Genomic DNA, 23,266 nt, shown 5'->3' on the forward strand with positions numbered 1-23,266 from the left:
CCTGACATGGACCAGAGTGCACCCTCGACGACCTACGATGTGGAAGCGATCCGCCGGGATTTTCCGATCCTGTCGACGATGGTGCACGGCAAGCCGCTGGTCTATCTCGACAACGGCGCCTCTGCCCAGAAGCCGCAGGTGGTTATCGACGCGATCAGCCACGCCTATTCCAGCGAATATGCGAACGTCCATCGCGGCCTGCATTTCCTCTCGAATGCCGCGACCGAAGCCTATGAGGCGTCGCGCGAAAAGGTGCGCCGGTTCCTGAATGCCGGTTCGGTGGACGAGATCGTCTTCACCAAGAATTCGACCGAGGCGATCAACACGGTCGCCTACGGCTGGGGCATGCCGAATATCGGTGCCGACGACGAGATCGTCGTGACGATCATGGAGCACCATTCCAATATCGTGCCCTGGCATTTCATCCGCGAGCGGCAGGGCGCCAAGCTCGTCTGGGTGCCGGTCGACGACGAGGGTGCCTTCCATATCGAGGATTTCGAAAAGTCTCTCACCGAAAAGACCAAGCTGGTCGCCATCACCCATATGTCGAACGCGCTCGGCACCGTGGTTCCGGTCAAGGAAGTCTGCCGCATCGCCCATGAGCGTGGCATTCCGGTTCTGATCGACGGCAGCCAGGGCGCCGTGCACATGCCGGTGGATGTCCGCGACATCGATTGCGACTGGTACGTGATGACCGGCCACAAGCTTTACGGTCCGTCCGGCATCGGCGTGCTGTACGGCAAGTCGGACCGGTTGAAGGAGATGCGGCCGTTCCAGGGCGGCGGCGAGATGATCGTCGACGTCACCGAGGATATCGTCACGTATAACGATCCGCCGCATCGTTTCGAGGCGGGTACGCCACCGATCGTCCAGGCGATCGGGCTCGGTTACGCGCTCGACTACATGGACAAGATCGGCCGCGCCGCGATCGCCCGCCACGAAGCGGACCTGGCCGCCTACGCTGCCGAACGCCTGCGCGCTATCAACTCGCTGCGGATCATCGGCAATGCGCCCGGCAAGGGCGGCATCTTTTCCTTCGAGCTCGCCGGCATCCATGCCCATGACGTCTCGATGGTGATCGACCGAAAGGGCGTGGCGGTCCGCGCCGGCACCCATTGCGCCATGCCGCTCTTGAAGCGCTTCGGCGTCACCTCCACATGCAGGGCATCGTTCGGCATGTATAATACCCGTGCCGAAGTGGATGCGCTGGCCGATGCGCTCGACTACGCGCGAAATTTCTTTGCTTGAGGACTATTGCCATGGCCGCCGATGAAACGGAATTGAAGTGGGACGCCCGCGAAGGACTGATCCAATCCGCTATTCCGGCCGATGAGTTGGCGCGATTGAGCGACGACGTGATCGGAGCGCTGAAAACGGTCTATGATCCGGAAATCCCCGCCGACATCTTCGAACTCGGTCTGATCTACAAGATCGACATCGAGGACGACCGCATGGTGAAGATCATGATGACGCTGACTGCGCCAGGCTGCCCGGTCGCCGGCGAAATGCCGGGCTGGGTGGAAAACGCCGTCGGCGCCGTCGAAGGCGTGTCCGGCGTCGAAGTCGAGATGACCTTCGATCCGCCGTGGACGCCGGAGCGCATGTCCGAAGAAGCCCAGGTGGCTGTCGGCTGGTATTGATCGATTAATCGGTCGGTACTACATTTGAATCGTGAAACACCGGACCTTGAATCCGTGTGCGGAAGGAGAATGAGCCCATGGGCTTCGCCATTATGACCATGACCGATGCCGCCGCGACCCGCGTCAAGCAGCTCGTCGCCAATTCCGGACCAGAGGCCAAGGGCCTGCGTGTCGGGATCAAGAAGGGCGGCTGCGCCGGCATGGAGTACACGGTCGATCTCGTCACCGAGCCCAATGCCAAGGACGACATGATCGAGTACGACGGCGCGAGCGTCTGGATCGAGCCTTCCGCCGTGCTTTATCTCCTCGGCACCCAGATGGATTTCGAAGTCACGCAGATGCGCTCAGGCTTCACCTTCGTCAATCCGAACCAGACGTCCGCCTGCGGCTGCGGCGAGTCGGTCGAGCTGAAGCCCGCGGATCTCGCTGCGCTCGCAAAGCAGCGCGAAGCCGAAGTCCACGCCTGATTACTTCATGAATTCGTCAGATGGGCGAGGAGCGTCTCCATCGCTCTTCGTGCCGCTTCGACGTCGCCCGCCCGGATGGCGCGGATGACGGCGACATGCTGGGTCACAGCCTGATCCAGCCGTTCGATAGAGGCCGTCGAAAACCACCGCCGCCTGGAATGGGTCTGGAGCGGCGCCAGCGCCGAGGTCAGGAACCGGTTGGGGCAGGCCTCCTCCAGAACCTCGTCGAAGCGCTTGTCGGCATCCAGGAAGCCGTGAATGTCACCGGTCGCCGCTGCGGCACCCATTGCCTTGGCGCAGTCGAGCAGGGCGCTGCGTTGCTCATCGCTGGCATGTTCCGCCACCAAGGCTGCTGCAACCGGTTCAAGCTGGCGCCGCACCTGCATGATGTTTTCGTGGTCGCTCTCGATGATCTCAGTGACCTGCAGCCCGACGCGCGGGCGCACCCGCATCAATCCCTGCCATTCGAGTTTCTGGATCGCTTCGCGCACCGGTGTGCGGCCTTGGCCCGCAAGACCGATGAGCTGCTTTTCCGTAACCAGCGCGCCGGGCGGCAGCTTCATGGTGACGATCATGCTTTCAAGCCGGTGATAGGCCTGTCTGCTGAGCGATTCTGCTTCGGATGTCATGGCGTTCCTCTCTGATATATCAGACGGTGACATGTCGCATTTGGGATGGCAAGCCGAGTTGATATATCAGTCCGCGGTATACAGTTGGTCGTCGGCGCCCTCGGCGGCCAGAAGTGCCCCGGTCATTCGTGGCGGAGCGCTTCAATCGGATTGAGCTGCGCCGCACGCCGCGCGGGGAAATACCCGAACACCATGCCGATCGCCGCCGAGAAGGCAAAGGCAAGCAGGATGATCGTCGGGCTGGCGACGAAGGGCACGCCGAGGAAGCTGACGACGCCATAGGCAAGCGCAAGGCCGGCAACGATGCCGCTGACGCCGCCGAAGATCGACAGCATCACCGCCTCGACGAGGAACTGGGTCAGCACCTGCCGCTCAAGCGCACCGATCGCGAGGCGAATGCCGATCTCGCGGGTGCGTTCGGTGACCGAAACCAGCATGATGTTCATGATGCCGATGCCGCCGACCAGCAGGCTCACGGCCGCGACAGCGCCGAGGAGGCCGGTCAGCAGCACCGTCGTGCCGGTCATCGCCGCGGCGATCTGCGACATGTCGTTGACCGAGAAGTCGTCCTCGCGGCCGATCGCGATCCTGCGCCGCTCGCGTAGCAGGCTTTCGACATCCGACTGGACTTTTGTGGTCGCCACGCCGTCCTGCGCCGACAGGATGATGCTGCTGATCGTCGTCGTGCCGCCGATCCGCCGCTGGTGGAGTTTCAACGGCATGATGACCGTGTCGTCCTGGTCGTCGCCCATGCCGGACTGGCCCTTGACGGCGAGCACGCCGACCACCGGGCAGGCGATATTGCTGACGCGGATATTCTGCCCGACCGGATTGGCCGCGCCAAAGAGTTCCTTGCGCACCGTCTCGCCGATGATGCAGGCAGCCTGGCTGCCACGGTCCTCGTTGGCGAGGAATGACCGGCCGAGCGACAGATCCCAGTCCTGGGCGATCAGATAATCATTGTTGGTGCCGATCACGCTCGACGAATGGTTGGCGCCGCCGGCAATCACGGTCGCCGTTCCGCGGTTCACGGGCGCCACGGCGCGAAGCCCGGCCACCTGTTCCTGGATCGCCAGGACATCCTTGTCGTTGAAGCGCTTGGCCTCGCTGCTGGCGCGTCCCGGTCCCCATTGACCCGGACGGACGAACAGCGTGTTGGTGCCGAGGCGGGAAAGTTCGGCCTGGACCTTCGCCGTCGTGCCGTTGCCGACCGTCACCATGGCGATGACCGCCGCAACGCCGATGACGACGCCGAGCACGGTGAGGAAGGAACGCAGCATGTTGCGGCTGATCGCCCGCCAGGCCAGTTTCGCCGTCTCAAAGAACATGATCGTGCTCCTTGGCCTGCGCCTGATCCGAGGCGAGATGCCCGTCGACGAAGCGCAGCAGCCGCTTGCCATAGGCAGCGATGTCCTCCTCATGAGTGACCATGATCACGGTGATGCCGTTGTCGCGGTTGAGCCGGGTAATCAGCTCCATGATCTCTGCACTGGTCCTGGTATCGAGATTGCCGGTCGGCTCGTCGGCGAGCAGCACTGCGGGATCGGTGACGATGGCCCGCGCAATCGCCACGCGCTGCTGCTGGCCTCCCGACAGTTCCTGGGTCGTGTGCCCTTCGCGGCCCTTGAGGCCCACCTGTTCCAGCGCAATCATCGCCCGACTGCGCCGCTCGCGGTGATCCATGCCCCGATAGACCAGCGGCAGTTCGACATTCTCGACGGCGGACGTGCGGGCGAGAAGGTTGAACCCCTGGAACACGAAGCCGAGCATATGACGCCGCAGCAGCGTCAGCTGCGCGCGGTCGAAGCCGCTCGTCGGAATGCCCTGGAACAGATATTCACCGGATGAAGGCAGGTCGAGCCCGCCGATGATGTTCATCGCCGTGGACTTGCCGGAACCGGACGGACCCATGATCGATACGAACTCGCCCGCTGTGATCGACAGGTCGATATGATCGAGCGCACGGATCGTCGCCTCGCCGTGCCCGTAGAACTTCGAGACCTGCCTGAAGGCGATGATGGGAGGGAGCGTCATCAAAACCCTCCTCAGCTCGCGCGGGCGACGGCGTCCGTGATCAGCAGATCGCCTTGCTTGACCTCGCCGGATTTCAGCACCGTGAACTGCCCGTCGGTCGGGCCGGTCTCGACCTGAACCCGTGTCGGCACGCCGGCGCGCAGCACCCAGACGGCACGCCCTGCACTCGAGGCATTGTCGCCACCGCGATTACCGCGCGGTCGGGGCGGTGCGAAGAGCCGAGTGAGGAAATTGCCGCGGCTGCGCACTGTGGTCGGCGGTGAGTAGCGCAGCGCCGCGTTCGGCACGAGGAGCGCGTCGGTGACCGATTGCACGGTGATGTCCGCAGTTGCCGTCATGCCGGGACGCAGCAGCAGGTCGGCGTTGTCGACCGTCAGGATTGCCTTGTAGGTGACGACGTTGGAGACGGTTTCGGATGCAAAGCGCACCGCCTGGATGGTGGCAGGAAAGTTGCGATCGGGATAGGCGTCGACCGAGAATTTCGCCGACTGGCCTTCCTGGACGTGGCCGACATCCGCCTCGTCGACGGCGACCTGCAGTTCCATGCGCTTCAGGTCGCCGGCGATGGTAAAGAGCACCGGCGCATTCAGCGAGGACGCGACGGTCGCGCCCGGATCCACGTCGCGGGTCAGCACGATCCCGTCGATCGGCGAAACGATCTTGAGCTTCAGAAGATTGAGCTCCGAGAGCCGCAGATTGGCTTCGGCGGAAAGAACCGATGCCTCGTTGACGGCCTTGGTGGCGAGCGCCGAATCATAGGTGAATTTCGCCGCGTCCAGCTCCTGCTGGGTCGAAATGCGGTTGCTGACGAGGCCGGTCAGGCGGTCGAGCGAATTTTTGGCCGAGGCAGCTTCCGCTTCGGCCTTCAGCACGTTGGCCCTTGCCGAAGCCAACTGGGCGCGGGCGCTCTGGACATCCGCTTCCTGCTTGTTGGTATCGAGTTCGGCGAGCACGTCGCCCTGTTTCACCGCACTGTTGTAGCTGACATTGACCTTGCGGACAGTGCCCGACAATTCGCTCGATATGTCCACCTGATCGGTCGGCTGGACCGAGCCGGTCGCCGTGACGATGACCGAGAGGCCGCCGCGCTTTGCCGGTTGGGTGGTGTAGTCGTAGCGCGGGCCGCTGCTGCCGAAATAGCTGTAGGCACCAGCCGCGGCGGCAACGGCAACGACAAGGACCGTCGGCCAGACCCAGCGGCGCTTCTTGCGCTGGTTTCCCGAAGTGGCCAGGATCGCGGCGAGATCAGGCGTGCCGCTGGTCTTTGTTGCCGGGTCGGGGCTGTTCTGCACGTTCAACGGTCTGTCCTTTGCTGGGTAGCGATACAACCGGGACTAAATCTCCCGCTGCGCCGTCCTGCGGCGCAAGTCCGCCGGAAGCGTGGTCGCCGGAGGGAATTCTTCTGCTCTCTCAATGACATGAAACCGGAGATGATAAAACTTAAATATCGGTAACCTGGGGATCGTAAGAATAATTTCAGTTTCGCCATAGACTTACAGCCTAGTAATAGTAATGGTATCGTAAATACACGGGTATAATGTCGGTATTATGGTTGGAAAATTCTCTGTGTTGGCTTGGGCGTTCGCAGCTATTCTGAAAAACCGCGGCGTCTGCTACGCCGTCGATGATCTTGTGTTTACCCTGGCCAATAAAGCCAAAGGTACACTCGATCGGAAAGCGTGGGCAGCCGTTCCGGCCGTTCTCCGCGAGTGGCCTGTTTTGTGACAGTCTCTCAATTTCGAAGAGCATGCATCGATATTCCCATTCATGCGTTGTCGAAACGCAGAAAAGGAGATTTCCCATGATCGATGCTGCAAGAATCAAGGAACACGCCGAAGTCATCGGCGCGGATGGCGCCCATGTTGGAACGGTCGACCGCGTCGAAGGCGGCCGTATCAAGCTGACGAAGAAGGACAGCGGCGAGGGCGGCCATCGAGGCCACCATCACTTCATTCCGCTGGAACTGGTCGCCGATATCGAAGGGGACAGAGTTCGTCTTTCGGCAGACGGCGATGTCGCGGTGACATTCGAAGAAGAAGAGGGCGGCAAGGCCGTTCATTGATCGGTTGGACATAAAAAAGGCCGGCGCCTGGAAAGAGGCGCCGGCCTTTTCGTATTTCAGATCCTAATTTTACCGCGTCGCGATCAGTGTGCTGAACCTGGAACGCCGAAGCGTTCCGGCAGGAAGGCGGTCTCTGCCGGAGGTCCGCTCAGGCGGTCCGACTTCGTGCTGGCGGTCGGTCCGGCGGGATGCATCAGAAGGGCGACGACCAGGCCGCCCGCGATGGCGGATCCCAAGGCAATCAGGACATTCTGGGCGCTCATGACTACGGCTCCTCTATAGCCTGACAACCCCCGGAAAACAGGAAGGTTCCGGCCTCACGCCATCGTGTCAGTTCTGGACTGAGAGTTCCGTGGGTGAAGCCATGATGTCGCCACCGCCAAGCGACTGGTCGGCATATTTGAATGCCAGGATGCTGAGCACCGAAACGATCATGACCACGAATATAATGCGCATAAAGACGCTCCTTCGGCCGGGCAAACGTCTTCCGTCTGCGAAGGTTCCGGTGGTGCGGAACTCGTCGCCGCGTTGGAGGGGAGTGTGGGCCTGACCAAACGACCGCCACCCGGTCGCGACAACCGGGCGGCGGCGAGAAGATAAGGCGAGGCCGTATTCAGCCGATCGAGAAGGGGACCGCGACGAAGGTCTGGTTCTCACCACGTTGGATGAGGAGCAGGACGGACTTACGCCCGGATTTGCCGGCTTCCGCGACCGCCGCCTTGGCATCCTTGGCCGACTTCACGGGCTGCTGGTTGATCGAGACGATGATATCCCCGGGCTGCAGGCCGGCGTCGGCAGCCGGCTTGTCGGGGGCGACGCTTTCGATCACGGCACCATTGTCCCGACGCGGCAGGTTAAGCGCCTCGCGGATATCCGGTGTGAGGTCGGCAAGACCGATGCCGATGGTCGGAACGCGCTGCGCACCCTGCATGGACTTGTCGCCATTGTCAGTGGAAGCCTGCTGCTGGTCGGGCTCATTGCCGCCAACCGTGATGCTGAGATTGCGGCTTTGGCCCTGACGCCAGACGGTCAGGCCCTCCTTGGCGCCGGGCGTCAGGTCGGCGACCATGCGCGACAGATCCCGCGGCGACTTGATCTGCTGGCCGCCGAGCGCGGTGATGACGTCGCCGGTCCGGATGCCGGCCTTGGCGGCCGGCGTGTCATCATTGACATTGGCGACCAGCGCGCCTTCCGGCTTGTCGAGGCCTATGGCGCTCGCCACATCCGCCGTCACCGGCTGGATCTGCACGCCGATGGAGCCATGCTCGATCGAGCCGTCCTTCATCAGCTTGGCGACGACCTTTTGGGCCTGGTCGGACGGGATGGCAAAGCCGACCCCGACGCTGCCGCCGTTGGGGGAATAGATCGCCGTGTTGATGCCGACGACCTTGCCTTCGAGATCGACCAGCGGGCCGCCGGAATTGCCATGGTTGATCGGTGCATCGATCTGGATGAAATCGTCATAGGGGCCGCTGTGGAGATCGCGACCGCGGGCCGAAACGATGCCGGCGGTGACGGTCGTGCCAATGCCGAACGGATTGCCGATCGCCAGAATCTGGTCGCCGGCATTGAGCTTGTCCGAATCGCCCCAGGCGATCGTCGCCAGCGGCTTCGGCGCGTTGATCTTGATGACGGCGAGATCGGATTTCGCGTCGGCGCCGATCAGCTTGGCCGGCACGTCGGTGCCGTCGTCGAGCGTCACCTTGATATCGATGGCGTTGTCGATCACGTGATTGTTGGTGACGATGTAACCGTCGGCCGTGACGACAAAGCCGGAGCCGAGGGCTTCGGTCCGGGGAGCCTGGCGCTGCTGCGGCATATGGCGCGGCACGGGAATGCCCTGCTGGCCGAAGAACTGCCGGAACTGCTCGTCGAACGGCGAATTGTCGTCCAAGGGCGTGCCGTCGTCCGAAGCGACGTTTTGCGCCTTCATCGTGGTGGTGATGGTGACGACGGCCGGTTTGTCGGCGAAAACGATCGGTGCGAACGAACCAGCCGGAGCGACGATGCCCGAAACGGAGCCGGCAGCAGTTGTCGCCGTGGTTGCCGCCTGCGCCGCGTTGGTGCCGAGAATGACTGGCGCGGAGAGCGGGACCGCGACGATGGCGGCGCCAAGAAGTGCCGCGATCCGATGTCTGCGAAGGATATTTGACATGGAGGTCTTCCTTTCAAACTGCAGCCCTTGCGACGGGAGGCGGCGCATTGGGGCGAACAGGATCGGAGCCGCGCGGGTGAGCGCGGCCGATCGGTTGGGGTTCTGGAAATTTACGAAGCTGAAAAGCCGGCTTTGCGGGCAAGCGTTGCATCAGAAACCGGTTCACGGGACGGCGGGTGAAGCGGCTTCGAACGCGTGATTATCGACGTCGATCGTCGGGCGGTCCGGTGAGGTGCATGACCGGGCAGGGCGCCGGCGATACGAGGGAAGGCTGATTTATCGGGACGAGCGAGCGCATATCTGAGCTCCACCTTCGGCAAACGGTTGTGAAACTGGCTCTGCCGTCACGACCTCTCCGGCCGTCGGCAGCATTCAGTCTTGAAGACAGAAATACGCCTCTAAGCCTGGAAGGTCAGCTTAATAATAAATAAGGTTTGGAAGGCCCCATCTGCCGAATTTTAGGCCAAATGCTCCGCTCCGGAGACGCCCTTGATCTCGCGAAATAAGATATTTCAAGGGTTTGACGCTGCACCCGGAGTTTTCGCCCGCCCGCGGTTTGCAGCCGCAAACGTGACCTGACTGTAATGAATGGCATCCGCTCTGAAGATGAGCAAATTGTAATGGGTGAGGCGGCGCTTTTTCGATGCGTTTGAGCGTCCCCGATCCAGGACCGGATCTAGAAAAGGACGGCCGACGTGATCTCGTGGCAGCGACGTGACGTCAATCGGTCGCCCGACCCCGTTCTAAAGTTAACGGCAGTCGCGTCCTGATCGGCTTGTGACAGACCGGCCGGACTTCGTCCACCCACATTGTGACGAAGCAGGCGCAGCGATTCCACCCGCCACTGCAACCGAGGCGGCGCACGGAGCCTTGGCCTAAGCGCACCAAACCACTGAAACCGCATTGGTGTCCGTTTAAGCGTATGACTTAATTTGAGTATGGTGAGAGCGTCGGGGTTCGAACCCGAGACCTACTGATTAAAAGTTAGTCGTTTTTGATTTCTAGCACCTTGTTTCCCCTATCGGCCGACGTCAGTCTCAGATCTAAGATCATCACAACATCCTGATATTACATTGTTTTTTGAAAATATTAACCCAGCACACGGGAAAACCGCATGCCTCGTGTCAACGATTTGGCTTTTCCGACGGCTGACCCTATGCTGACCCTCGAAAAAAGCAGGGTCAGGAAGGGTCAGAATGGCGCGGGTCAGGATCGACGGAAATACAATGGCGGCGGCGAAGAACGCGGCGAAGAAGCGGGAGAGCGTGGAGTATCGGGACACGGACGCGCCAGGCCTCGCCATCCGTGTCAAAAGTGGCACGGCGTTTTTCTGGTGCATGACGGAACACTTCAAGGTGTCCATTGCCCCCGTCGCCTATTTCACTCCCGAGCAGCTGCCGACGATCCGCGCGCTTATTCCAAAGATCAAGCACGCGAAAAAAGAGGGCCTCGATCCGACGCATCTAATTGCCGAGGTCGTAGGCGGCGAACACGATGTCGAACTCGCCGAGAACAAGGCCGGGCTGAAGGATGGTGAGTGGAGCTGGGAGATGCTCCGCGACGCGTACCTGGAACACGTGAAAAAGACGCTCAGCCATCGGAGCTACACGAATGCCGTCTCGTCGCTCGGTGTCACGGAAGGCGGACCTATCTACCATGACTTTAAACCGCTGCTGAAAATGCCGATCAAATCGATCACGCCTGACGACCTGAAAGATGTCATCGATCGTATGATCGAACGAGGGCGGGACAAGAAGGATGCGACCAAAAGTACGAACTACCCTCAAGCCATTTTGACTTACAGCGCGATCCGTACGTGTTTCTCGTGGGCCGCCAAGGAGAGAAAGCGATCCGGCCTCTCAGCTAACATTGCCAAGCTGGTCGACCGTCCGACGATGCCGACGCAGGACGCAAGGGACATTAATCCTGACACCTTGGTCAAGGCGAGGTTGGCAAGCCCGAAGGTCCTCTATAGATTCGCATACCACTGGATGCACGAGGATCGCATTACCAAGGACTGTTCAAAGGCAGCGCTTCAGCTCCAGATGCTGACCGGTCAGCGTATCGCGACGGTCCTGCGAAGCTTCAAGAAACAGTTCGTGCGGACACCCCGGAAGCCGTGGGCATACGTCTGGGCGCTCGGGCCTGATAAAATGGGTGCCTTCCGCGCCATTCCGCTTCCTGAGCTGGCATCGTCCGTTGTCTACGAACAGTTGAAAAGGACGCGCGAGGACAACAAGTTCCTGTTTCCGCAATTGAAGAAAGGTAAGGGAAAGGACAATCGCGACGGCCACCTGTCGGACAGCACGATTTCCGACGTGACAGACCGCGCGAGGGCTGAGGGCGGTCCGCTGCCGAAGACCTTCGCGGGCAGCCACGACCTGCGCCGAGCATTCACGACGCATCTCGGCGACTGGACCAGATTCGGGTTCGCATCCGAGAAATCGGTCGAGCTAGTGACACATCGGAACGAGGGTGCCGAGAGCGTCTCGCAAGCGATCTACAACCTGAATCCGTTGTTGCGCGAGAAGTTCAAGGTACTGAGAGCCTACCAGGAGCTGCTCCTGCGGTCGTATGATCCGAAGTTCGACGGCGACTATTCTCCCTGGGAACTCGAGGACGCGTTCGAGTACGAGAAGATGCTGGCGGAGCATTCGGAGGAGTATTTCGACGTGATGCGGGCGGAGATGGAGGGGAACTTTGATCCGACGGCCGACCACGACCCAGACGACTGAAATGAAAAGGCCCTCCGAAGAGGGCCATCCTAGTCGCGATTAGCTTCCGGTCATGCCATCGCTTCGCGCTTCGCGGCCCGCTTACAGCGCCAGCGGATTACCAGGTGAGCAAAGGTGTATCCGACGTAAAGGTTGATCAGGTCGTTGAGTATGTCGTCGATCCATTCCGGAAAGAGTTCGATCCGCATGAAGGACGAGATGATGAGCGTGAACACAGTCACCGTGACGGCGAGTTGAAGAAGAGAGTTGAATGTTTTCATGGAAATGTCCGTGCGCCAAAAGCGGCGTAACGGATATTTTGACGCGGAATTGCCCACATCAAATTTGGCCGACGAGAAAAATGGCGATGCAGTTAGGGGGCGTGTAGGTCCCCCAAAGCGATCGGCATCAAGCACGACCCGTGGCAATGCCCACCTATGGCGAGGCCTTATACCTCGCTACCGACTGCTTTCGCGGTGGCAGCCAACAACTGCAACGGTGACTTTCAGATCATGCCGGACATCAGAGCATCGAGAAATAGCCGACGAGAAATCTCCATGCTACGTTGCCGGGGAACAGGGGGGACATAGGCGCGAATGCATCAATCTGACTGGAAAGACTTGCTGACCTGGGATGTTGCGCTCCAGGTTGCCTATTGGACATTTTGGATTGCCGTGTTCTCGCTCGCGATCAACGAGCTGATCTACCAGTTCGAGGGTTACGGCGACTTCACGAAGGCGATCCCTAGCGGAGCCGCGGCGGCCGCAGGGAAATACTTCCTCGGCACGATGGACACGCGCGAGGCCGACCTGCGGGAGCAGTTACAGGGCTATCGAAAGTTCACCAGGAATGCCCTGATGTGGTCGGGTCCGCAAGTCCATGAAGTCAGCGAGCTTCAACAGCTAGACGAGGGGCTGGCTTACGGCGTAGTCGTCGAGGCGGCCGTCGGCTTCAAAGAGTACAACTCCGAGCCACGGAGCGAATACACACGCGATCTCGTTCGTGACCTTCTGCCGCCCGAGGTCCACGGGTATCTCGACCACGTCAAACAGCTCGAGCGGATTGACAGGTACATGAAGTACATCGCCGAGCGGATCGAGCAGACGGCTCAGGACAATGCGCTGCACCACATCCGCGTGATCGTTCTGCGCGAGGTGTTCGAAATGACGAGCGGCTCAAAGGAGATCTCCGAGCGTCTCTTCGGCGAGGCTCTCGAAAATCTGAAATCCCGGGCGGCCGGCACGCCGCCGCTTCTGGAATTCCTGAGGGCCGTGAAAATGGAGTACGGCGGTCACGACAGCCGGGGCGTCCAGATCGGAAGCTGGAAGGTCTTCGAGAGCTGGCTAGCTGTAAAACCGCCGCATACATTCGACGACCTGCTCGGCATCACAGGACTGCCAATGCCGCCAGTGCCGGAGACGCCGAGAGGTAAGACATATTACAGCTGATTTGATCTTCGGCCTCAAGCGCTGCTCATGAGGGATATCTTGACCGAGATATCCAAGCCGGGGATTTTCAGACCGACGCCGCGCCGAGCAGCACGCCCGCCATGACGGCGAGGGACAGCGGGACCCAGATCGGTGCCAACACCAGCGGCCAAGACCATTTGATGTGACCGGTCAACTTCAAGGCGACGAACAGAAGGGCAAAGAGCCCGAGAAGCAATTCCATGATGTCTCTCCCTAAGCGCTAATGGCAGCGCCGTCAGGATATTTTGACACGGATATCGACTGTCCAATTTCGCCGGTGACCTTGCCCCGTTGAAATAATCCATTTTGAAGTAAGCTCTGGCCCATTGAGAGGACCAGAGAATGAAGCGCAACCGTTTCACGGACGAACAGATCATCGGCATTCTGAAGGAGCACGAGGCGGGCACGCCGGTCGCGGAGCTTTGCCGCAAGCACGGTGTCAGCGATGCCAGCATCTATAAATGGAAAGCCAAGTTTGGCGGCATGGAGGTGTCCGAGGCCAAGCGGCTGAAGACGCTGGAGGACGAGAACACGAAGCTGAAGCGGCTTCTGGCGGATGCCATGCTCGACAATGCCGCTTTGAAAGACCTTTTGGGAAAGAAGTGGTGACGCCCGCAGCCCAGCGGAAAGCTGTCGCACATCTCATGAACCAACGTGGGATGAGCGAACGGCGGGCGTGTAAAGCCATCGGTTTTTGCCGGATGACGATCCGTTATGACACTAAACTCAGCGACGATCAGGGCCTTCGCGAGCGCATGAAGGCGTTGGCGCACGAACGCCGCCGCTTCGGCTATCGACGCCTTCATGTGCTGCTCAGGCGCGAGGGACACCTTGTAAACCACAAGAAGCTCTTCCGGCTCTATCGCGAGGAGAAGCTGACGGTGCGCAAGCGTGGCGGCCGAAAGCGAGCGATAGGCACACGAGCACCGATGCTGGTTCCGATGGCGTCCAACGATCGTTGGTCGTTGGACTTCGTGTCGGATCAGTTCACCGATGGTCGCAGGTTCCGGGTTTTGACGGTCGTCGACGATTGCACCAGAGAATGCCTTGGCCTCGTCGCGGATACCTCGCTTTCCGGCCTTCGGGTTGCCCGCGAGCTTGATCGGATTATCGAGGAACGTGGCAAACCCAGGATGATCGTCAGTGACAATGGCAGCGAGTTCACCAGCAACGCGATCCTGCAATGGGCCGACCGGACCAAAGTCGATTGGCACTACATCGCACCAGGCAAACCGATCCAGAACGCCTTCATCGAAAGCTTCAATGGTCGGCTGCGCGACGAGCTCTTGAATGAAACGCTCTTCTCGTCATTGACCCACGCTCGATCAGCGCTTTCAAACTGGCGCAGCGATTACAACGATCATCGACCGCACTCCGGCCTTGGCTGGCTGACACCCGCCGAGTTCGCTCAGACCATCAATCCGCGACGTGATGCGGTGCTGCGCAGCCGAAATGGCTCCGCACCGCAACCCGCCGCTACCGCCCCAAATACAGCAACCAAAAACCGCTGGAGCGAACTCAAAACTGGATAAAACTTGGGGGCAAGGTCACCGGCAGGGAACATCGTTGTCGGGGGCCGACAAGCCGTGCTAGCGGTTTGAGATGACACAGTCCCGGGCCTCGTTCGAATCCGATCTCGTGAAGAGCATCAAAGCCTGCATCGCAAATTGCGACCGCCTGCTTGAGGAGACCTACGATATCGAGTTCCGCAGGCCATCATCGACGCGGATGTTCATATCTATGATAGCGCAAGAGGAGGCGGCCAAGGCGTTCATCCTTTTCCTCGTCAAAGAGGACATCATGCCTTTCACCTTGGCGGTTCGCCGCGCCATCAAGGATCACACCGCGAAGCAGCTGGTCGGTGTGCTGATGGACTACATGATCATGCACTGGGACAACATTGCAGAACTCGATGCTGCGATCGAAGTGGATATCGCCAACGGCGAAAACCTCCCAAGCGACGTTAGCACTGCGGTCGAGCTTCTTTGTTATGAGAAGATCGGTAAGTGGATGGGACACACTTGGGCCTGGGTGGAGGACCCAGAGTACGACAGGCTCGTCGAGAAAATTGCTGAGGGCCACATCGACCGAAGGAAGCAGGATGCACTCTATGTTCGGGTTGGGCGGACGGGCCAGATCGCGTCGACACCCGCTGTAATCTCACATGATGAAACCATGGCGGAATTTGCCCGAGCGAGCAGATATTCGTTTTTCATCGAGGGCCTCATTGGTGAGGGCACCGGAAAGGTTTCAGCCCGCGCACGGTTTGACAAAGTGATTGCCGCCCTTCGACTGCATTTCGGAGGCGAATGGGTCCGCGGCTAGTCCTTCAAGTTTCAGCCCGGCTTGCACAAATAGAACAAATAGTGAATATTGCCGCGGACTTGTTTAGGAGACGCGTATGTGCGGCCGAGTTTTTATTCGCTCCGACTACCAGACATTGATGCAGAACTTCGCGTTTGCTGACCAGGCGGGCGCGCTCAATCTGAGCAACCAGTTTCCCAAACTAAACGGCGCTCCGTCGCTCGACTATCCAATTATAGTCAAAGAGGAAGACAGGGCGGGCAAAGTCGGCCCCGTTTTCGTATCGGCGAAATGGGGGCTCGTACCGTCATGGATGAAGCCCCCGTTGGCACCGCAGATCAATGCTCGCAGTGACACCATCAAGGCGAAGCCGATGTTCCGCACCGCCTACCGTTCTCGGCGGTGCCTGGTGCCCGTAGATGGTTTTTTCGAATGGCACGATATCTACGGGAATAAAAAGAACAAGCGGCCATATGCCATCGCCCTCCGCTCCGGAAAGCCGTTCGCTATGGCCGGAATTTTCGAGTTCTGGCGCGATTCTCAGACTCTCGATCAAACGCGGTCATTCGCGATTGTGACCTGCGAAGCGAACAGCATGATGGCCTCGATCCACGACAGGATGCCCGTGATACTCGACGCGGGGGACTACGACAGATGGCTGTCCGACGATCCTGATCCCAATGATCTGATGAAACCTTATCCAAGCGAGCTGATGACGATGTGGCCTATCGGCCGCAAGATGAGCAACGCTCGATATGAGGCGGGCGATATTCTTGAAGAAGTCGAGATCGAAGAGGGCGAGACGCCGAAACCGTCCGGTCCCGACGACCCGCAGCCGTCGCTTTTCTAGCCGGGAGGAGGTAGCCGTTTATTCCTCGGTCTTCAGGTCCGATGGCATGATCTGCCATTTGCCCCATTGCTTAGGGATCATCCGTCTGATCAGGCGCTGATCAGAATCTGCGAGTTCGGCACGGCTGAATGCGCGCCGCTGAGGTTGTTTTGAAAGCGCTGTGATCTCGTGAAGTCGTCCGAGAATTTCCTTCGTGAGAGCCTCATTCTTGACCAGCGCTGGCTTGGGGGTCGTCGACCGGCCGCACTCCCTCCAGAGCTTTGTGGTCAGGAACTTGTCGTCGTCGGGCGGTTGGGAGGCGAGCTTGAACATCCCTTGTTTCCGATCCTCCTCGGAGGCTGTGGAGAAATGCTCGTCGAGCGCGATCAGATCGTCCTTCAAGTCCGAGCCCTTCACCATTATCTGACCCTCCTGGAAGAACAGCGGAGCAACTCGGAGGTGCAGCCTGTCGTTCGAAACGAAAAGTTTGGCGAACGGCAGATAATAGAGATATGCGACGTCCGTCCTGTTGCTCGGACGATCGGGCGAAATCATCTTTTTCGTCATCGCGAGATTGAAGAAGATGTCGACGAGCAGGCAATGAGAGAAATACGGCGCGTAGTCTGGCAGCGCCTTGTGCCCCGACGCCTTCCATCTCGCCTCCACGGCTCTCCACATAGCTGGGTCAAGACCGAGGAAGGAATATCCCAGCTTCAGGTTCAGGAAATGCTGGCCGTCCCGACGCAGTACATCCTTCGCGATTGCCAGCGCATGCTCCAGGCTCTTCGGTGACTCGTCGATCTGCAACGCCCTCTTCGTGATCGTCGCCAGCGCGCCGTTGTCGAGGTCCTTCAGGTCCGCTCGCCATGTAACGGCGAAGTCCCGTTCGACGTCGTGAAAGCGCTCGCGCTGCCACCGATCAAATGCCTTCGATTCGGGTGTCTGCTCGCTTACCAGTGTGATTTTTCCCCGATGCATTACGGGGATGCCACCTTCGATGACAGGCTGGCACCTCATTGGAACTGGTATGCCCAGAAGCTCGTTTAGGCAAAGCGCGCTGTGGGAGATATTCGGATACGAATGCATGACGGGCGTCTTGCGGGCCAAATCAGACACGACTTTTTCCCGGGTCCGCGTCTTCGGGTCGTCCTTTTCCAGGTCAGCCAGAACCTCGACGTAGAAGATTGGCGATATGATCGTCGAGAACATCAGGTCGAACAGCACCGCTTGGTCGACGGTGAGCATCTCCACGAACGACTTGTCAAATAGTGCGATTGGACCCACGAACATCCTCCACTTTAGCGCGAGGCTACCACGGTTGACTCGCGGGCCGAAGGAGAACACAACGGGAACATCATGAAGCACCGGAAAGGGATTGATCTGGCAAGAGGGGGCCGAGGCTCACCGATATACGTTGGTGAGTTGGACGACGTTGCCCGTGACGTCAGAGCGATGATGGACTGGGAGTGCATCGGAGGCCGCTGCGCCCAATGTGAGCGCGAGGCCTGGCTTGACAGATGGGACCTGCAGCGCGGAAGATCGAGCATAATCCTATCGGAAGTCGCCAAGCGCCTGCGCTGTCGGGCTTGCGGCAACAAAAAGGGGAATCGGATAATCTTGGGAAGGCTGCCGCGCGACTAACCCACCACCAGCCAGACAAATACTACGCCGATTGTGACTAGCATCGCGAGCTCGGCATAGACTTTCCATATGGGGGCATTTTTCAGCTGCTGGCGGCGCACTTCGGCCAACTTGCGGTCTCGTTCGACGGGACTATGCGCCAACATCCGCCGGATTTCATTTTCGTAGACCGTGGAGTGATCGACGTGATTGCTCTCGTGCCACCAGCGGATGATTTTGGGATGCTTCATGATGGCCTCCTACCTCGGGATAACGCGCAGCCTGGTACAGGAGGTCCGTTAATATTCCGATCGCCATTTTCAGAGCGTCGACTTGCCGGAGCCTAGCGAGCCCGGCATACCTTTTCGCCGACGACAACGGAGGCAGGCATGGCAAACTTGGGAAATCCGGCAGGCGCGGCAGCAATGGGCAATATGGCGGGCATGGCCATGATCGCGGGCGGCGCAATGTCGGCGATCCAAGGCCTCATGGCTGGTCTCGACGCCGTCAACGATGCGGTCTACACGCGCCGCTACGGCGATGCTCTCTCGAACGCGACGGCTCATGCCCGCGAGATGGAAAACCTGGCTCGCAAGGCGGCCGTAATGGTAGCAGAACTGGAAGCCGAAGCAGTGCAACTCCGCGAGGCGTGCTTGCAGCAGCAGGAAGTCATCGAAGTGTTGACGGCGCGCGCCCAATGACCCTGACGGAGCGCGAGTGGCAGCTCCTCCGACGCGAGTACGGCGACCTCGCGTACGAGCATCCCGAGCGACACCCGGAGATGCTGGCGCTGATCCGGCGTCCGAGGCTTGTGGTAGACAACACGACGTCCAAAAAGTAAGGCCGCCTTTGAGGGGCGGCCTTACAGTTACGGCTTGACGGCTCGGAATGGTTCGCTCGCCTTTGTCTTTTCGAGCTGAGCCTTGATTTTCCAGAGTATCCTCTGATGCTCCGTCATCCCCGGAGGCGGCAGTTGCTCGGCCTCGGGAGCGGCATTGTTCTTCACGATTTCCGGGACGCCGTGGATTGCATGCGGCACCCCGTCGATGAACTTTCGCACCTTACCGATCGGAGCTGTCGCTATCGCCCTCAGGGCGGCGTCGTCCATGGTCCGCAACGCGACACGGACGGCAGGATCGAGGTTCTTAGGCAGCGGCGTCGTCGGCCGGTCTTCGCGATGAGCGGCGCAGAACCTCAGGACAGAGTCGATACCGTCTCGATCGAGGGTATGAACAGCGGCCGCCGAGCGTCTTGCGTGAAGGAAGTCCTCGACGACATCAGACTTCGTCACCTGGGGTGCGAAGTGCGGCCTTGAAGCGCCGTTCCCGAACACGACCGAAAACGGCCAGCGGATTACCTGCTCCCCGAAATTCAGGATTCCAGGGATCGAGTGATATAGGTCATTCCCGATCGACGCCAAGAACCTTGAAAGCGCTGCAACGAATCTAGCAAACATTTGAAATCTCCCTTGATGTCCGTTTCAAAGAAGATGATCTCGACGGACGAAAGCAACAAATCGCATCGGCGTACTTGTATACGGCGAAGTACACCCGCACCATTTCTTCAGGCGGACTTGCCGTCGAGGGAGAATGAACGTGGAAACCAAGCTACTCGCCGCGAAGGCCTTCAAGAAACTACTCAGCCAATACAAAGTGATCGGCCCTGATTACATCCAGTTAGCCGCTGAGGCGATAGGTCGGAGCAGGCAGACAATCAAGCAATACTCGGCAAGGGCCGGGACGAAGAGCCACCGCACACCAACGGCCGAGGCCATCGAAGCCATGCGCGAAGGCGTCATGGCACGTGAGGTCCACCGTCGGACCGCGTCATTCAGTGGGCCGTTCGTCGTTCAGAACGGAGCGTACGAGGTCAACTTCCTGACTTGTCCGGTGGCACTCGACTTCGCCGACGCCAAGGGCTGGATGATGGCCGTGAGCAGTGATGTCCCGCCGTTGGACGAGGCTGCCAGGCTGCGCCATCAGTGGAGGCGCGTTTTCTTCGGCGGAATCGTTACGCGCGACGTATTGGCTGATATCGCCCAGGTGGACGTCTACACGGTCGGTTGGGTCGGCCGAGAACACCCGACGCTCGGCATCCAACCTACGGCGGATCAGGTGGCTCGAGCCATGGCGGCCGAGGCTCTCACAGAACTCGGGAGGGTAGCATGAAGAAGACCCAGTCATTCGCGGACTTCCTCAAGTCCAAGGACGCGCCTGCGACACAGGCGGTGTTCACGAGGCCCGCCGCGACGCAGAGCCGCATCGTGCTTCTGAAACGACGCGCTGACGGCACGATCATCGAGAGATCGGCTGCACCTGCATTCCTGTTCAGGGATCACAACTCTTTCGGACAGAAGTACATCCTGCCCAAAGACCACTTCTGGCGGGGATCACCTGATCATCTCGCCCGGAAGGCGGAGCTGGAAAAGGAAAAGGGAGCCAACTAGGCTCCCTTTTTCATGCGCCACAAAAAAATAGGCCGGAGCGAACTCCGGCCTCTAATCTACAGCAACATGTTTCAGCTGGCGGACGCGATGTCCGGGGAGACTGCGCAACCGTCTGCTGACTAGGATGATGTCGTCGGCGGGGACATGACACAAGCGCCGCCGGCGCGATTACTTCTGCTCGACGAGACGGCGCACGGCAGCCAGTTTGACCCGGCAGTCTTGCCCGGCTTCGGCGAGCTTCACCAGGTACCTGGCGACGTCGCGTTCTTTGAGCCAGATGCTTCCCGCGACGGGTTCGTCGGTGCAGGTCAGCAAGGACCTGGGGACCTCGACCTTGCGCTCTACGACCTGGACTACAGTCTTCGGCGGCGTCGTCGTGCACGACGTCAACATCGAAAGGACGAGAAAGACGGAGATCAGAACCTGCCAGGCGATAAGCTTCATGGCCTTCATTTTCCGCCTCCGAACCTGGACTTCCTCAAGGCCTCGAGCAGTGGACTGACGTCGCCGTCATCAGCGGCGGGCGCGGCGTCAATTGAAGACTCGGCGAGACGCGACGTCTTGGTATTCACCTCGACCCCACCCTGCGCGTACTCCAATGCTTCAACGGCAGCGATACGGTCGGCGTCGGCCTTCAGTGCCGCTTCGGCGTTCCTGTTGGAAATGTCCACCAGGCGGGCGTTTTCACCCTCTAAGTGAACCAGAGAGGCCTTAGCTTCGGATAGCTCTGATGAGATGGAATGGTACTTGAAAGCCACGAACGCGACGGCCGCGACGATGATGGCGGCGACGCTGAGCTTTAGGTAGGAGCCGATTCCGAGGTCAAGCATCTGGCTTTCCCTTTCTCCGGAGATCGAGGAGACCGCCGACGGAGGCGAGGGAGCGAAGGTCCAGATGACCTATGCCCATGTACAGGAGCTGATGAGCGATGGATGTGCTGCCGACGATCGCCAGAATGTCGGCCAGATCGGGCGTGCCGACGGAGATCCCGTAGAACGCCAAGCTGAAGATGGCAACGAGGCACCAGGCCGTGAGGCGCTTGGAGTAGGTGCGGGTGGAGGGCTTGGCTTTCGGCGTCATCGAGATACACCTCGGATCGTGACGTCAAAGCGGAGACCGATAGCCTCGCCGATCTGAAAGAGCTTGCGCTCCGCGAGTAGCGCGCCGTAGCCGTCGAGGAATTTATTGATGTCAGCTTTCCGGATCGACGGCAGATATCCGATGATATCGACGGCTTTGATGTTTCGAGTCTGGATTTCATGAGCGATGGCATCGGCAACCTGCTCTCGCATCCGCTTCAGAGTGGCGGGAACGTACCGGTCGGGCGAGACGGGACGAAATTGCCCGATGGCCATGTTGTTGGTTTTTCCGGAGGTTCCGGGATAGATAAAGCCGCCTGTATTCGCTCCCTGCATGTTAGGCCACCTTTTTCAAGAGGTCGGCGTATTCCGGAACGGCGTCAAAGCAAGGACATGCCTTGAGCCACTCGCGGGCAGTGATCCTGCCGTCGCCGTCCTTGTCCAGAGAGAAATCCCGATGGCCCTTAACGACCTTGATCGCAGGGAACCTCTTCACGAGGTCGGCAACGAGCTTGCGCAGCGCGGTCTTCTGCTCGGGCGTCCGGGTATCTTTGGCAGTCTTTCCGTCGGCGGCGACGCCACCGATGTAACTGATGCCGATGGACCCTGTGTTGTGGCCCGCGACATGGCTGCCGATCTGCTCGATCGAACGTCCGGGGTCGACCGTGCCGTCGAGGTGGACGATGAAATGGTAGCCGATGTCCGACCAACCAAGAGCCTTGTGCCAGCCCCGGATCGTCGCGACGGAGTATTCCTTGCCTTCGGGAGTGGCGGTGCAGTGGATTGCGATGGTGTTGATAGGCCGCATTTGCCGGGTACTCGGGATCAATACCCAATTATTGGCCGACCGGCGGAACGGAACCAGTCGACACAAACGCGAAAGGCGGCTCTGTGGCCGCCTTTCGTCCGCCAGATGTCTAAAGTATCACGAAAAGCCGCGCGATTACCCAGTCCGCCATCTCCGAGAAGGCGTCGCTGTCGGTCGAGTGCGTTCCGGAGCGGACGTTGGATAGCTCTGACGTCGGGTCGAGGCTGTTGGTTTCGTCTTCGAGCCGCTAGAACGAACGGTACTGTCTAATTTCCGGACATCTCAAGAGCTCTTCCAATAACCGAGTTCTATGATACCCATGCTCGACATGCCTGAAGTGGCTCTTTGAAAGGTTTGGAACGTGATATTCGCGATCCCGTTGGTGATCATTGGCGTACTGTTAATTTCCACGATCTTTCGTTTGATCACCACCGGGTACGATTTAGCAACAAGCAAGGACTTGGAGGACCCGGTTAAGGCGCAGGCTCGAAAGCAGGCTGAAGCAGATCAACAGCGACGCGAATATTACGCGGGCATATTGAACGCGCACGAGAGGAGAGCCAGGGAGGCTCATAGCGCATACCTATCAAGTCCCGAGTTGAAAGCCCTGACGGACCTTAAAATAAATGGTTTGCGTGTTTTTACGGGAAATGAGATCACCCCGGAAGAAAAAGGCTTGCTCGTAGAGGCTGACAATTTCCATGATCATGTCGCCTTTCAAAAGAGAAATCTAAGGGAAGGTGGCTATGATACGTTCCGGGTTTTTTCACTATACGTGAACGGCCTTGATTTTTGTCACTTCTACGTTTCATTCCACACGAATGGATCCCCTTCTGCAAATTTTTATGTTGTAGAAGACCGAGCAAATTCGCCAGTGCCAGCGGCCTCCGGTGCTCAGGTATACAATCCTATTAGCGTCGGCAGCAAAGAAATTACCCTTAGGACCGTATCGCTCGGTTCATGGCCCGCCTTTTATATCAATGGTGTTTTGAAGGGCTTGCGTTAGTCCG

30 protein-coding genes are annotated in these 23,266 nt (G+C 59.5%); 13 read left to right on the plus strand and 17 right to left on the minus strand.

Annotated features, from left to right (window positions below; genetic code table 11):
• Positions 1 to 6 precede the first annotated feature (6 nt).
• From ACSQ3G_RS08285 to sufA, 3 genes are all read left to right on the plus strand, one after another.
• Entirely contained in the window at positions 7 to 1,248 is a 1,242-nt protein-coding gene (locus tag ACSQ3G_RS08285; RefSeq protein ID WP_436109656.1) for a cysteine desulfurase, read from the plus strand.
• An 11-nt stretch (positions 1,249 to 1,259) separates the two neighbouring features.
• A complete protein-coding gene (locus ACSQ3G_RS08290; RefSeq protein WP_038586774.1) occupies positions 1,260 to 1,640 on the plus strand; it encodes an SUF system Fe-S cluster assembly protein in 381 nt (126 codons plus the stop codon).
• A gap of 77 nt (positions 1,641 to 1,717) precedes the next feature.
• Entirely contained in the window at positions 1,718 to 2,107 is a 390-nt protein-coding gene (gene sufA, locus ACSQ3G_RS08295) for a Fe-S cluster assembly scaffold SufA (RefSeq protein WP_046667102.1), read from the plus strand.
• A 5-nt stretch (positions 2,108 to 2,112) separates the two neighbouring features.
• On the opposite strand, the gene ACSQ3G_RS08300 is transcribed toward sufA, so the two are convergent.
• The 4 genes from ACSQ3G_RS08300 to ACSQ3G_RS08315 form a co-directional block, all read right to left on the minus strand.
• On the minus strand, positions 2,113 to 2,736 hold the full coding sequence (locus ACSQ3G_RS08300; protein ID WP_436109657.1) for a GntR family transcriptional regulator: 624 nt from the start codon (positions 2,734 to 2,736) through the stop codon (positions 2,113 to 2,115).
• A 122-nt stretch (positions 2,737 to 2,858) separates the two neighbouring features.
• Positions 2,859 to 4,064 carry an ABC transporter permease gene (locus ACSQ3G_RS08305; protein ID WP_105440579.1) on the minus strand — a complete coding sequence of 402 codons (1,206 nt, stop codon included), beginning with the start codon at positions 4,062 to 4,064 and terminating at the stop codon, positions 2,859 to 2,861.
• On the minus strand, positions 4,054 to 4,770 hold the full coding sequence (locus ACSQ3G_RS08310) for an ABC transporter ATP-binding protein (RefSeq protein WP_436109658.1): 717 nt from the start codon (positions 4,768 to 4,770) through the stop codon (positions 4,054 to 4,056). The genes ACSQ3G_RS08305 and ACSQ3G_RS08310 overlap by 11 nt, the downstream gene beginning before the upstream one ends.
• 11 nt (positions 4,771 to 4,781) lie before the next feature.
• Positions 4,782 to 6,068: an efflux RND transporter periplasmic adaptor subunit gene (locus ACSQ3G_RS08315; protein WP_436109659.1), complete on the minus strand. Its 1,287-nt coding sequence runs from the start codon at positions 6,066 to 6,068 to the stop codon at positions 4,782 to 4,784.
• 503 nt (positions 6,069 to 6,571) lie between these two features.
• Here ACSQ3G_RS08315 and ACSQ3G_RS08320 point away from each other — a divergent pair.
• Complete coding sequence (locus tag ACSQ3G_RS08320; protein WP_436109660.1) at positions 6,572 to 6,832, plus strand: DUF2171 domain-containing protein; 261 nt, start codon at positions 6,572 to 6,574, stop codon at positions 6,830 to 6,832.
• An 83-nt stretch (positions 6,833 to 6,915) separates the two neighbouring features.
• On the opposite strand, the gene ACSQ3G_RS08325 is transcribed toward ACSQ3G_RS08320, so the two are convergent.
• The 3 genes from ACSQ3G_RS08325 to ACSQ3G_RS08335 all read right to left on the minus strand — a co-directional run bounded on the left by ACSQ3G_RS08325 (position 6,916) and on the right by ACSQ3G_RS08335 (position 8,987).
• On the minus strand, positions 6,916 to 7,095 hold the full coding sequence (locus ACSQ3G_RS08325; RefSeq protein WP_105416084.1) for a hypothetical protein: 180 nt from the start codon (positions 7,093 to 7,095) through the stop codon (positions 6,916 to 6,918).
• A 67-nt stretch (positions 7,096 to 7,162) separates the two neighbouring features.
• The gene (locus ACSQ3G_RS08330; protein ID WP_436109661.1) at positions 7,163 to 7,288 is read right to left on the minus strand and encodes a hypothetical protein; all 126 of its coding nucleotides are present in this window, start codon (positions 7,286 to 7,288) and stop codon (positions 7,163 to 7,165) included.
• Between the two features lie 157 nt (positions 7,289 to 7,445).
• A complete protein-coding gene (locus ACSQ3G_RS08335) occupies positions 7,446 to 8,987 on the minus strand; it encodes a DegQ family serine endoprotease (protein ID WP_436109662.1) in 1,542 nt (513 codons plus the stop codon).
• A gap of 1,196 nt (positions 8,988 to 10,183) precedes the next feature.
• On the opposite strand from ACSQ3G_RS08335, the gene ACSQ3G_RS08340 reads away from it, so the two are divergent.
• Positions 10,184 to 11,722 (plus strand): tyrosine-type recombinase/integrase, encoded by a 1,539-nt coding sequence (locus tag ACSQ3G_RS08340; RefSeq protein ID WP_436109663.1) that lies wholly within the window; start codon positions 10,184 to 10,186, stop codon positions 11,720 to 11,722.
• Positions 11,723 to 11,772: 50 nt separating this feature from the next.
• On the opposite strand, the gene ACSQ3G_RS08345 is transcribed toward ACSQ3G_RS08340, so the two are convergent.
• Positions 11,773 to 11,982 (minus strand): hypothetical protein, encoded by a 210-nt coding sequence (locus ACSQ3G_RS08345; protein ID WP_436109664.1) that lies wholly within the window; start codon positions 11,980 to 11,982, stop codon positions 11,773 to 11,775.
• Positions 11,983 to 12,297: 315 nt separating this feature from the next.
• Here ACSQ3G_RS08345 and ACSQ3G_RS08350 point away from each other — a divergent pair, with 315 nt between their 5' ends.
• Positions 12,298 to 13,149: a hypothetical protein gene (locus ACSQ3G_RS08350; protein WP_436109665.1), complete on the plus strand. Its 852-nt coding sequence runs from the start codon at positions 12,298 to 12,300 to the stop codon at positions 13,147 to 13,149.
• Between the two features lie 67 nt (positions 13,150 to 13,216).
• Here ACSQ3G_RS08350 and ACSQ3G_RS08355 read toward each other — a convergent pair whose 3' ends face one another.
• Positions 13,217 to 13,372 (minus strand): hypothetical protein, encoded by a 156-nt coding sequence (locus ACSQ3G_RS08355; RefSeq protein ID WP_436109666.1) that lies wholly within the window; start codon positions 13,370 to 13,372, stop codon positions 13,217 to 13,219.
• A gap of 140 nt (positions 13,373 to 13,512) precedes the next feature.
• On the opposite strand from ACSQ3G_RS08355, the gene ACSQ3G_RS08360 reads away from it, so the two are divergent.
• The 3 genes from ACSQ3G_RS08360 (at position 13,513) to ACSQ3G_RS08370 (ending at position 16,324) form a co-directional block, all read left to right on the plus strand.
• Positions 13,513 to 14,702, plus strand: a protein-coding gene (locus tag ACSQ3G_RS08360; RefSeq protein ID WP_255760215.1) for an IS3 family transposase whose coding sequence is annotated in 2 segments (ribosomal slippage) — positions 13,513 to 13,762 and positions 13,762 to 14,702 — 1,191 coding nt in all. Because the reading frame shifts where the segments join, the coding sequence is not laid out codon by codon here.
• 106 nt (positions 14,703 to 14,808) lie between these two features.
• Positions 14,809 to 15,495: a hypothetical protein gene (locus ACSQ3G_RS08365; protein ID WP_436109667.1), complete on the plus strand. Its 687-nt coding sequence runs from the start codon at positions 14,809 to 14,811 to the stop codon at positions 15,493 to 15,495.
• A gap of 76 nt (positions 15,496 to 15,571) precedes the next feature.
• Positions 15,572 to 16,324, plus strand: a complete 753-nt coding sequence (locus ACSQ3G_RS08370) for an SOS response-associated peptidase (RefSeq protein WP_436109668.1) — start codon at positions 15,572 to 15,574, stop codon at positions 16,322 to 16,324.
• Positions 16,325 to 16,342: 18 nt separating this feature from the next.
• Here the strand turns inward: ACSQ3G_RS08370 and ACSQ3G_RS08375 are convergent, their stop codons facing one another.
• Positions 16,343 to 17,587 (minus strand): hypothetical protein, encoded by a 1,245-nt coding sequence (locus ACSQ3G_RS08375; RefSeq protein ID WP_436109669.1) that lies wholly within the window; start codon positions 17,585 to 17,587, stop codon positions 16,343 to 16,345.
• Between the two features lie 353 nt (positions 17,588 to 17,940).
• Positions 17,941 to 18,174, minus strand: coding sequence for a hypothetical protein (locus tag ACSQ3G_RS08380; RefSeq protein ID WP_436109670.1), 234 nt, complete (start codon positions 18,172 to 18,174; stop codon positions 17,941 to 17,943).
• A gap of 138 nt (positions 18,175 to 18,312) precedes the next feature.
• Here ACSQ3G_RS08380 and ACSQ3G_RS08385 point away from each other — a divergent pair, with 138 nt between their 5' ends.
• A complete protein-coding gene (locus ACSQ3G_RS08385; RefSeq protein WP_436109671.1) occupies positions 18,313 to 18,624 on the plus strand; it encodes a hypothetical protein in 312 nt (103 codons plus the stop codon).
• Positions 18,625 to 18,791: 167 nt separating this feature from the next.
• Here ACSQ3G_RS08385 and ACSQ3G_RS08390 read toward each other — a convergent pair whose 3' ends face one another.
• Positions 18,792 to 19,214: a hypothetical protein gene (locus tag ACSQ3G_RS08390; protein WP_436109672.1), complete on the minus strand. Its 423-nt coding sequence runs from the start codon at positions 19,212 to 19,214 to the stop codon at positions 18,792 to 18,794.
• A 298-nt stretch (positions 19,215 to 19,512) separates the two neighbouring features.
• Between ACSQ3G_RS08390 and ACSQ3G_RS08395 the strand changes: the two genes are divergently transcribed.
• Together ACSQ3G_RS08395 and ACSQ3G_RS08400 are read left to right on the plus strand one after the other, a co-directional pair.
• Positions 19,513 to 20,091 (plus strand): hypothetical protein, encoded by a 579-nt coding sequence (locus tag ACSQ3G_RS08395; protein ID WP_436109673.1) that lies wholly within the window; start codon positions 19,513 to 19,515, stop codon positions 20,089 to 20,091.
• Positions 20,088 to 20,369, plus strand: a complete 282-nt coding sequence (locus tag ACSQ3G_RS08400) for a hypothetical protein (RefSeq protein WP_436109674.1) — start codon at positions 20,088 to 20,090, stop codon at positions 20,367 to 20,369. Before ACSQ3G_RS08395 ends, ACSQ3G_RS08400 begins: the two co-directional genes overlap by 4 nt.
• 168 nt (positions 20,370 to 20,537) lie before the next feature.
• Here the strand turns inward: ACSQ3G_RS08400 and ACSQ3G_RS08405 are convergent, their stop codons facing one another.
• Genes ACSQ3G_RS08405 through ACSQ3G_RS08425 form a run of 5 tightly spaced genes read right to left on the minus strand, consistent with a single transcriptional unit; the run spans position 20,538 to position 22,277 of the window.
• On the minus strand, positions 20,538 to 20,822 hold the full coding sequence (locus tag ACSQ3G_RS08405) for a hypothetical protein (RefSeq protein WP_436109675.1): 285 nt from the start codon (positions 20,820 to 20,822) through the stop codon (positions 20,538 to 20,540).
• The gene (locus tag ACSQ3G_RS08410) at positions 20,819 to 21,199 is read right to left on the minus strand and encodes a hypothetical protein (RefSeq protein ID WP_436109676.1); all 381 of its coding nucleotides are present in this window, start codon (positions 21,197 to 21,199) and stop codon (positions 20,819 to 20,821) included. Before ACSQ3G_RS08410 ends, ACSQ3G_RS08405 begins: the two co-directional genes overlap by 4 nt.
• Positions 21,192 to 21,449 carry a hypothetical protein gene (locus ACSQ3G_RS08415; RefSeq protein WP_436109677.1) on the minus strand — a complete coding sequence of 86 codons (258 nt, stop codon included), beginning with the start codon at positions 21,447 to 21,449 and terminating at the stop codon, positions 21,192 to 21,194. The genes ACSQ3G_RS08410 and ACSQ3G_RS08415 overlap by 8 nt, the downstream gene beginning before the upstream one ends.
• Entirely contained in the window at positions 21,446 to 21,784 is a 339-nt protein-coding gene (locus ACSQ3G_RS08420) for a hypothetical protein (RefSeq protein ID WP_436109678.1), read from the minus strand. The genes ACSQ3G_RS08415 and ACSQ3G_RS08420 overlap by 4 nt, the downstream gene beginning before the upstream one ends.
• Position 21,785: 1 nt before the next feature.
• Complete coding sequence (locus tag ACSQ3G_RS08425; protein WP_436109679.1) at positions 21,786 to 22,277, minus strand: N-acetylmuramoyl-L-alanine amidase; 492 nt, start codon at positions 22,275 to 22,277, stop codon at positions 21,786 to 21,788.
• Between the two features lie 340 nt (positions 22,278 to 22,617).
• On the opposite strand from ACSQ3G_RS08425, the gene ACSQ3G_RS08430 reads away from it, so the two are divergent.
• Positions 22,618 to 23,262: a hypothetical protein gene (locus ACSQ3G_RS08430; RefSeq protein ID WP_436109680.1), complete on the plus strand. Its 645-nt coding sequence runs from the start codon at positions 22,618 to 22,620 to the stop codon at positions 23,260 to 23,262.
• The last annotated feature ends 4 nt before the right edge of the window (positions 23,263 to 23,266 follow it).

Source organism: Neorhizobium tomejilense (assembly GCF_964254135.1).
GTDB lineage: Bacteria > Pseudomonadota > Alphaproteobacteria > Rhizobiales > Rhizobiaceae > Neorhizobium > Neorhizobium tomejilense.

What these genes read in the sequence shown, in the direction of transcription:
- ACSQ3G_RS08350 (WP_436109665.1), top strand. Translation starts at nt 12,298, where the DNA reads ATGCATCAATCTGACTGGAAAGACTTGCTGACCTGGGATGTTGCGCTC.
- ACSQ3G_RS08300 (WP_436109657.1), bottom strand. Translation starts at nt 2,736, where the DNA reads ATGACATCCGAAGCAGAATCGCTCAGCAGACAGGCCTATCACCGGCTT.
- ACSQ3G_RS08355 (WP_436109666.1), bottom strand. Translation starts at nt 13,372, where the DNA reads ATGGAATTGCTTCTCGGGCTCTTTGCCCTTCTGTTCGTCGCCTTGAAG.
- ACSQ3G_RS08405 (WP_436109675.1), bottom strand. Translation starts at nt 20,822, where the DNA reads ATGAAGGCCATGAAGCTTATCGCCTGGCAGGTTCTGATCTCCGTCTTT.
- ACSQ3G_RS08305 (WP_105440579.1), bottom strand. Translation starts at nt 4,064, where the DNA reads ATGTTCTTTGAGACGGCGAAACTGGCCTGGCGGGCGATCAGCCGCAAC.
- ACSQ3G_RS08420 (WP_436109678.1), bottom strand. Translation starts at nt 21,784, where the DNA reads ATGCAGGGAGCGAATACAGGCGGCTTTATCTATCCCGGAACCTCCGGA.
- ACSQ3G_RS08285 (WP_436109656.1), top strand. Translation starts at nt 7, where the DNA reads ATGGACCAGAGTGCACCCTCGACGACCTACGATGTGGAAGCGATCCGC.
- ACSQ3G_RS08410 (WP_436109676.1), bottom strand. Translation starts at nt 21,199, where the DNA reads ATGCTTGACCTCGGAATCGGCTCCTACCTAAAGCTCAGCGTCGCCGCC.
- ACSQ3G_RS08290 (WP_038586774.1), top strand. Translation starts at nt 1,260, where the DNA reads ATGGCCGCCGATGAAACGGAATTGAAGTGGGACGCCCGCGAAGGACTG.
- ACSQ3G_RS08330 (WP_436109661.1), bottom strand. Translation starts at nt 7,288, where the DNA reads ATGCGCATTATATTCGTGGTCATGATCGTTTCGGTGCTCAGCATCCTG.
- ACSQ3G_RS08385 (WP_436109671.1), top strand. Translation starts at nt 18,313, where the DNA reads ATGGCAAACTTGGGAAATCCGGCAGGCGCGGCAGCAATGGGCAATATG.
- ACSQ3G_RS08380 (WP_436109670.1), bottom strand. Translation starts at nt 18,174, where the DNA reads ATGAAGCATCCCAAAATCATCCGCTGGTGGCACGAGAGCAATCACGTC.
- ACSQ3G_RS08335 (WP_436109662.1), bottom strand. Translation starts at nt 8,987, where the DNA reads ATGTCAAATATCCTTCGCAGACATCGGATCGCGGCACTTCTTGGCGCC.
- ACSQ3G_RS08400 (WP_436109674.1), top strand. Translation starts at nt 20,088, where the DNA reads ATGAAGAAGACCCAGTCATTCGCGGACTTCCTCAAGTCCAAGGACGCG.
- ACSQ3G_RS08340 (WP_436109663.1), top strand. Translation starts at nt 10,184, where the DNA reads ATGGCGCGGGTCAGGATCGACGGAAATACAATGGCGGCGGCGAAGAAC.
- ACSQ3G_RS08325 (WP_105416084.1), bottom strand. Translation starts at nt 7,095, where the DNA reads ATGAGCGCCCAGAATGTCCTGATTGCCTTGGGATCCGCCATCGCGGGC.
- ACSQ3G_RS08395 (WP_436109673.1), top strand. Translation starts at nt 19,513, where the DNA reads ATGAACGTGGAAACCAAGCTACTCGCCGCGAAGGCCTTCAAGAAACTA.
- ACSQ3G_RS08415 (WP_436109677.1), bottom strand. Translation starts at nt 21,449, where the DNA reads ATGACGCCGAAAGCCAAGCCCTCCACCCGCACCTACTCCAAGCGCCTC.
- ACSQ3G_RS08345 (WP_436109664.1), bottom strand. Translation starts at nt 11,982, where the DNA reads ATGAAAACATTCAACTCTCTTCTTCAACTCGCCGTCACGGTGACTGTG.
- ACSQ3G_RS08370 (WP_436109668.1), top strand. Translation starts at nt 15,572, where the DNA reads ATGTGCGGCCGAGTTTTTATTCGCTCCGACTACCAGACATTGATGCAG.
- sufA (WP_046667102.1), top strand. Translation starts at nt 1,718, where the DNA reads ATGGGCTTCGCCATTATGACCATGACCGATGCCGCCGCGACCCGCGTC.
- ACSQ3G_RS08320 (WP_436109660.1), top strand. Translation starts at nt 6,572, where the DNA reads ATGATCGATGCTGCAAGAATCAAGGAACACGCCGAAGTCATCGGCGCG.
- ACSQ3G_RS08310 (WP_436109658.1), bottom strand. Translation starts at nt 4,770, where the DNA reads ATGACGCTCCCTCCCATCATCGCCTTCAGGCAGGTCTCGAAGTTCTAC.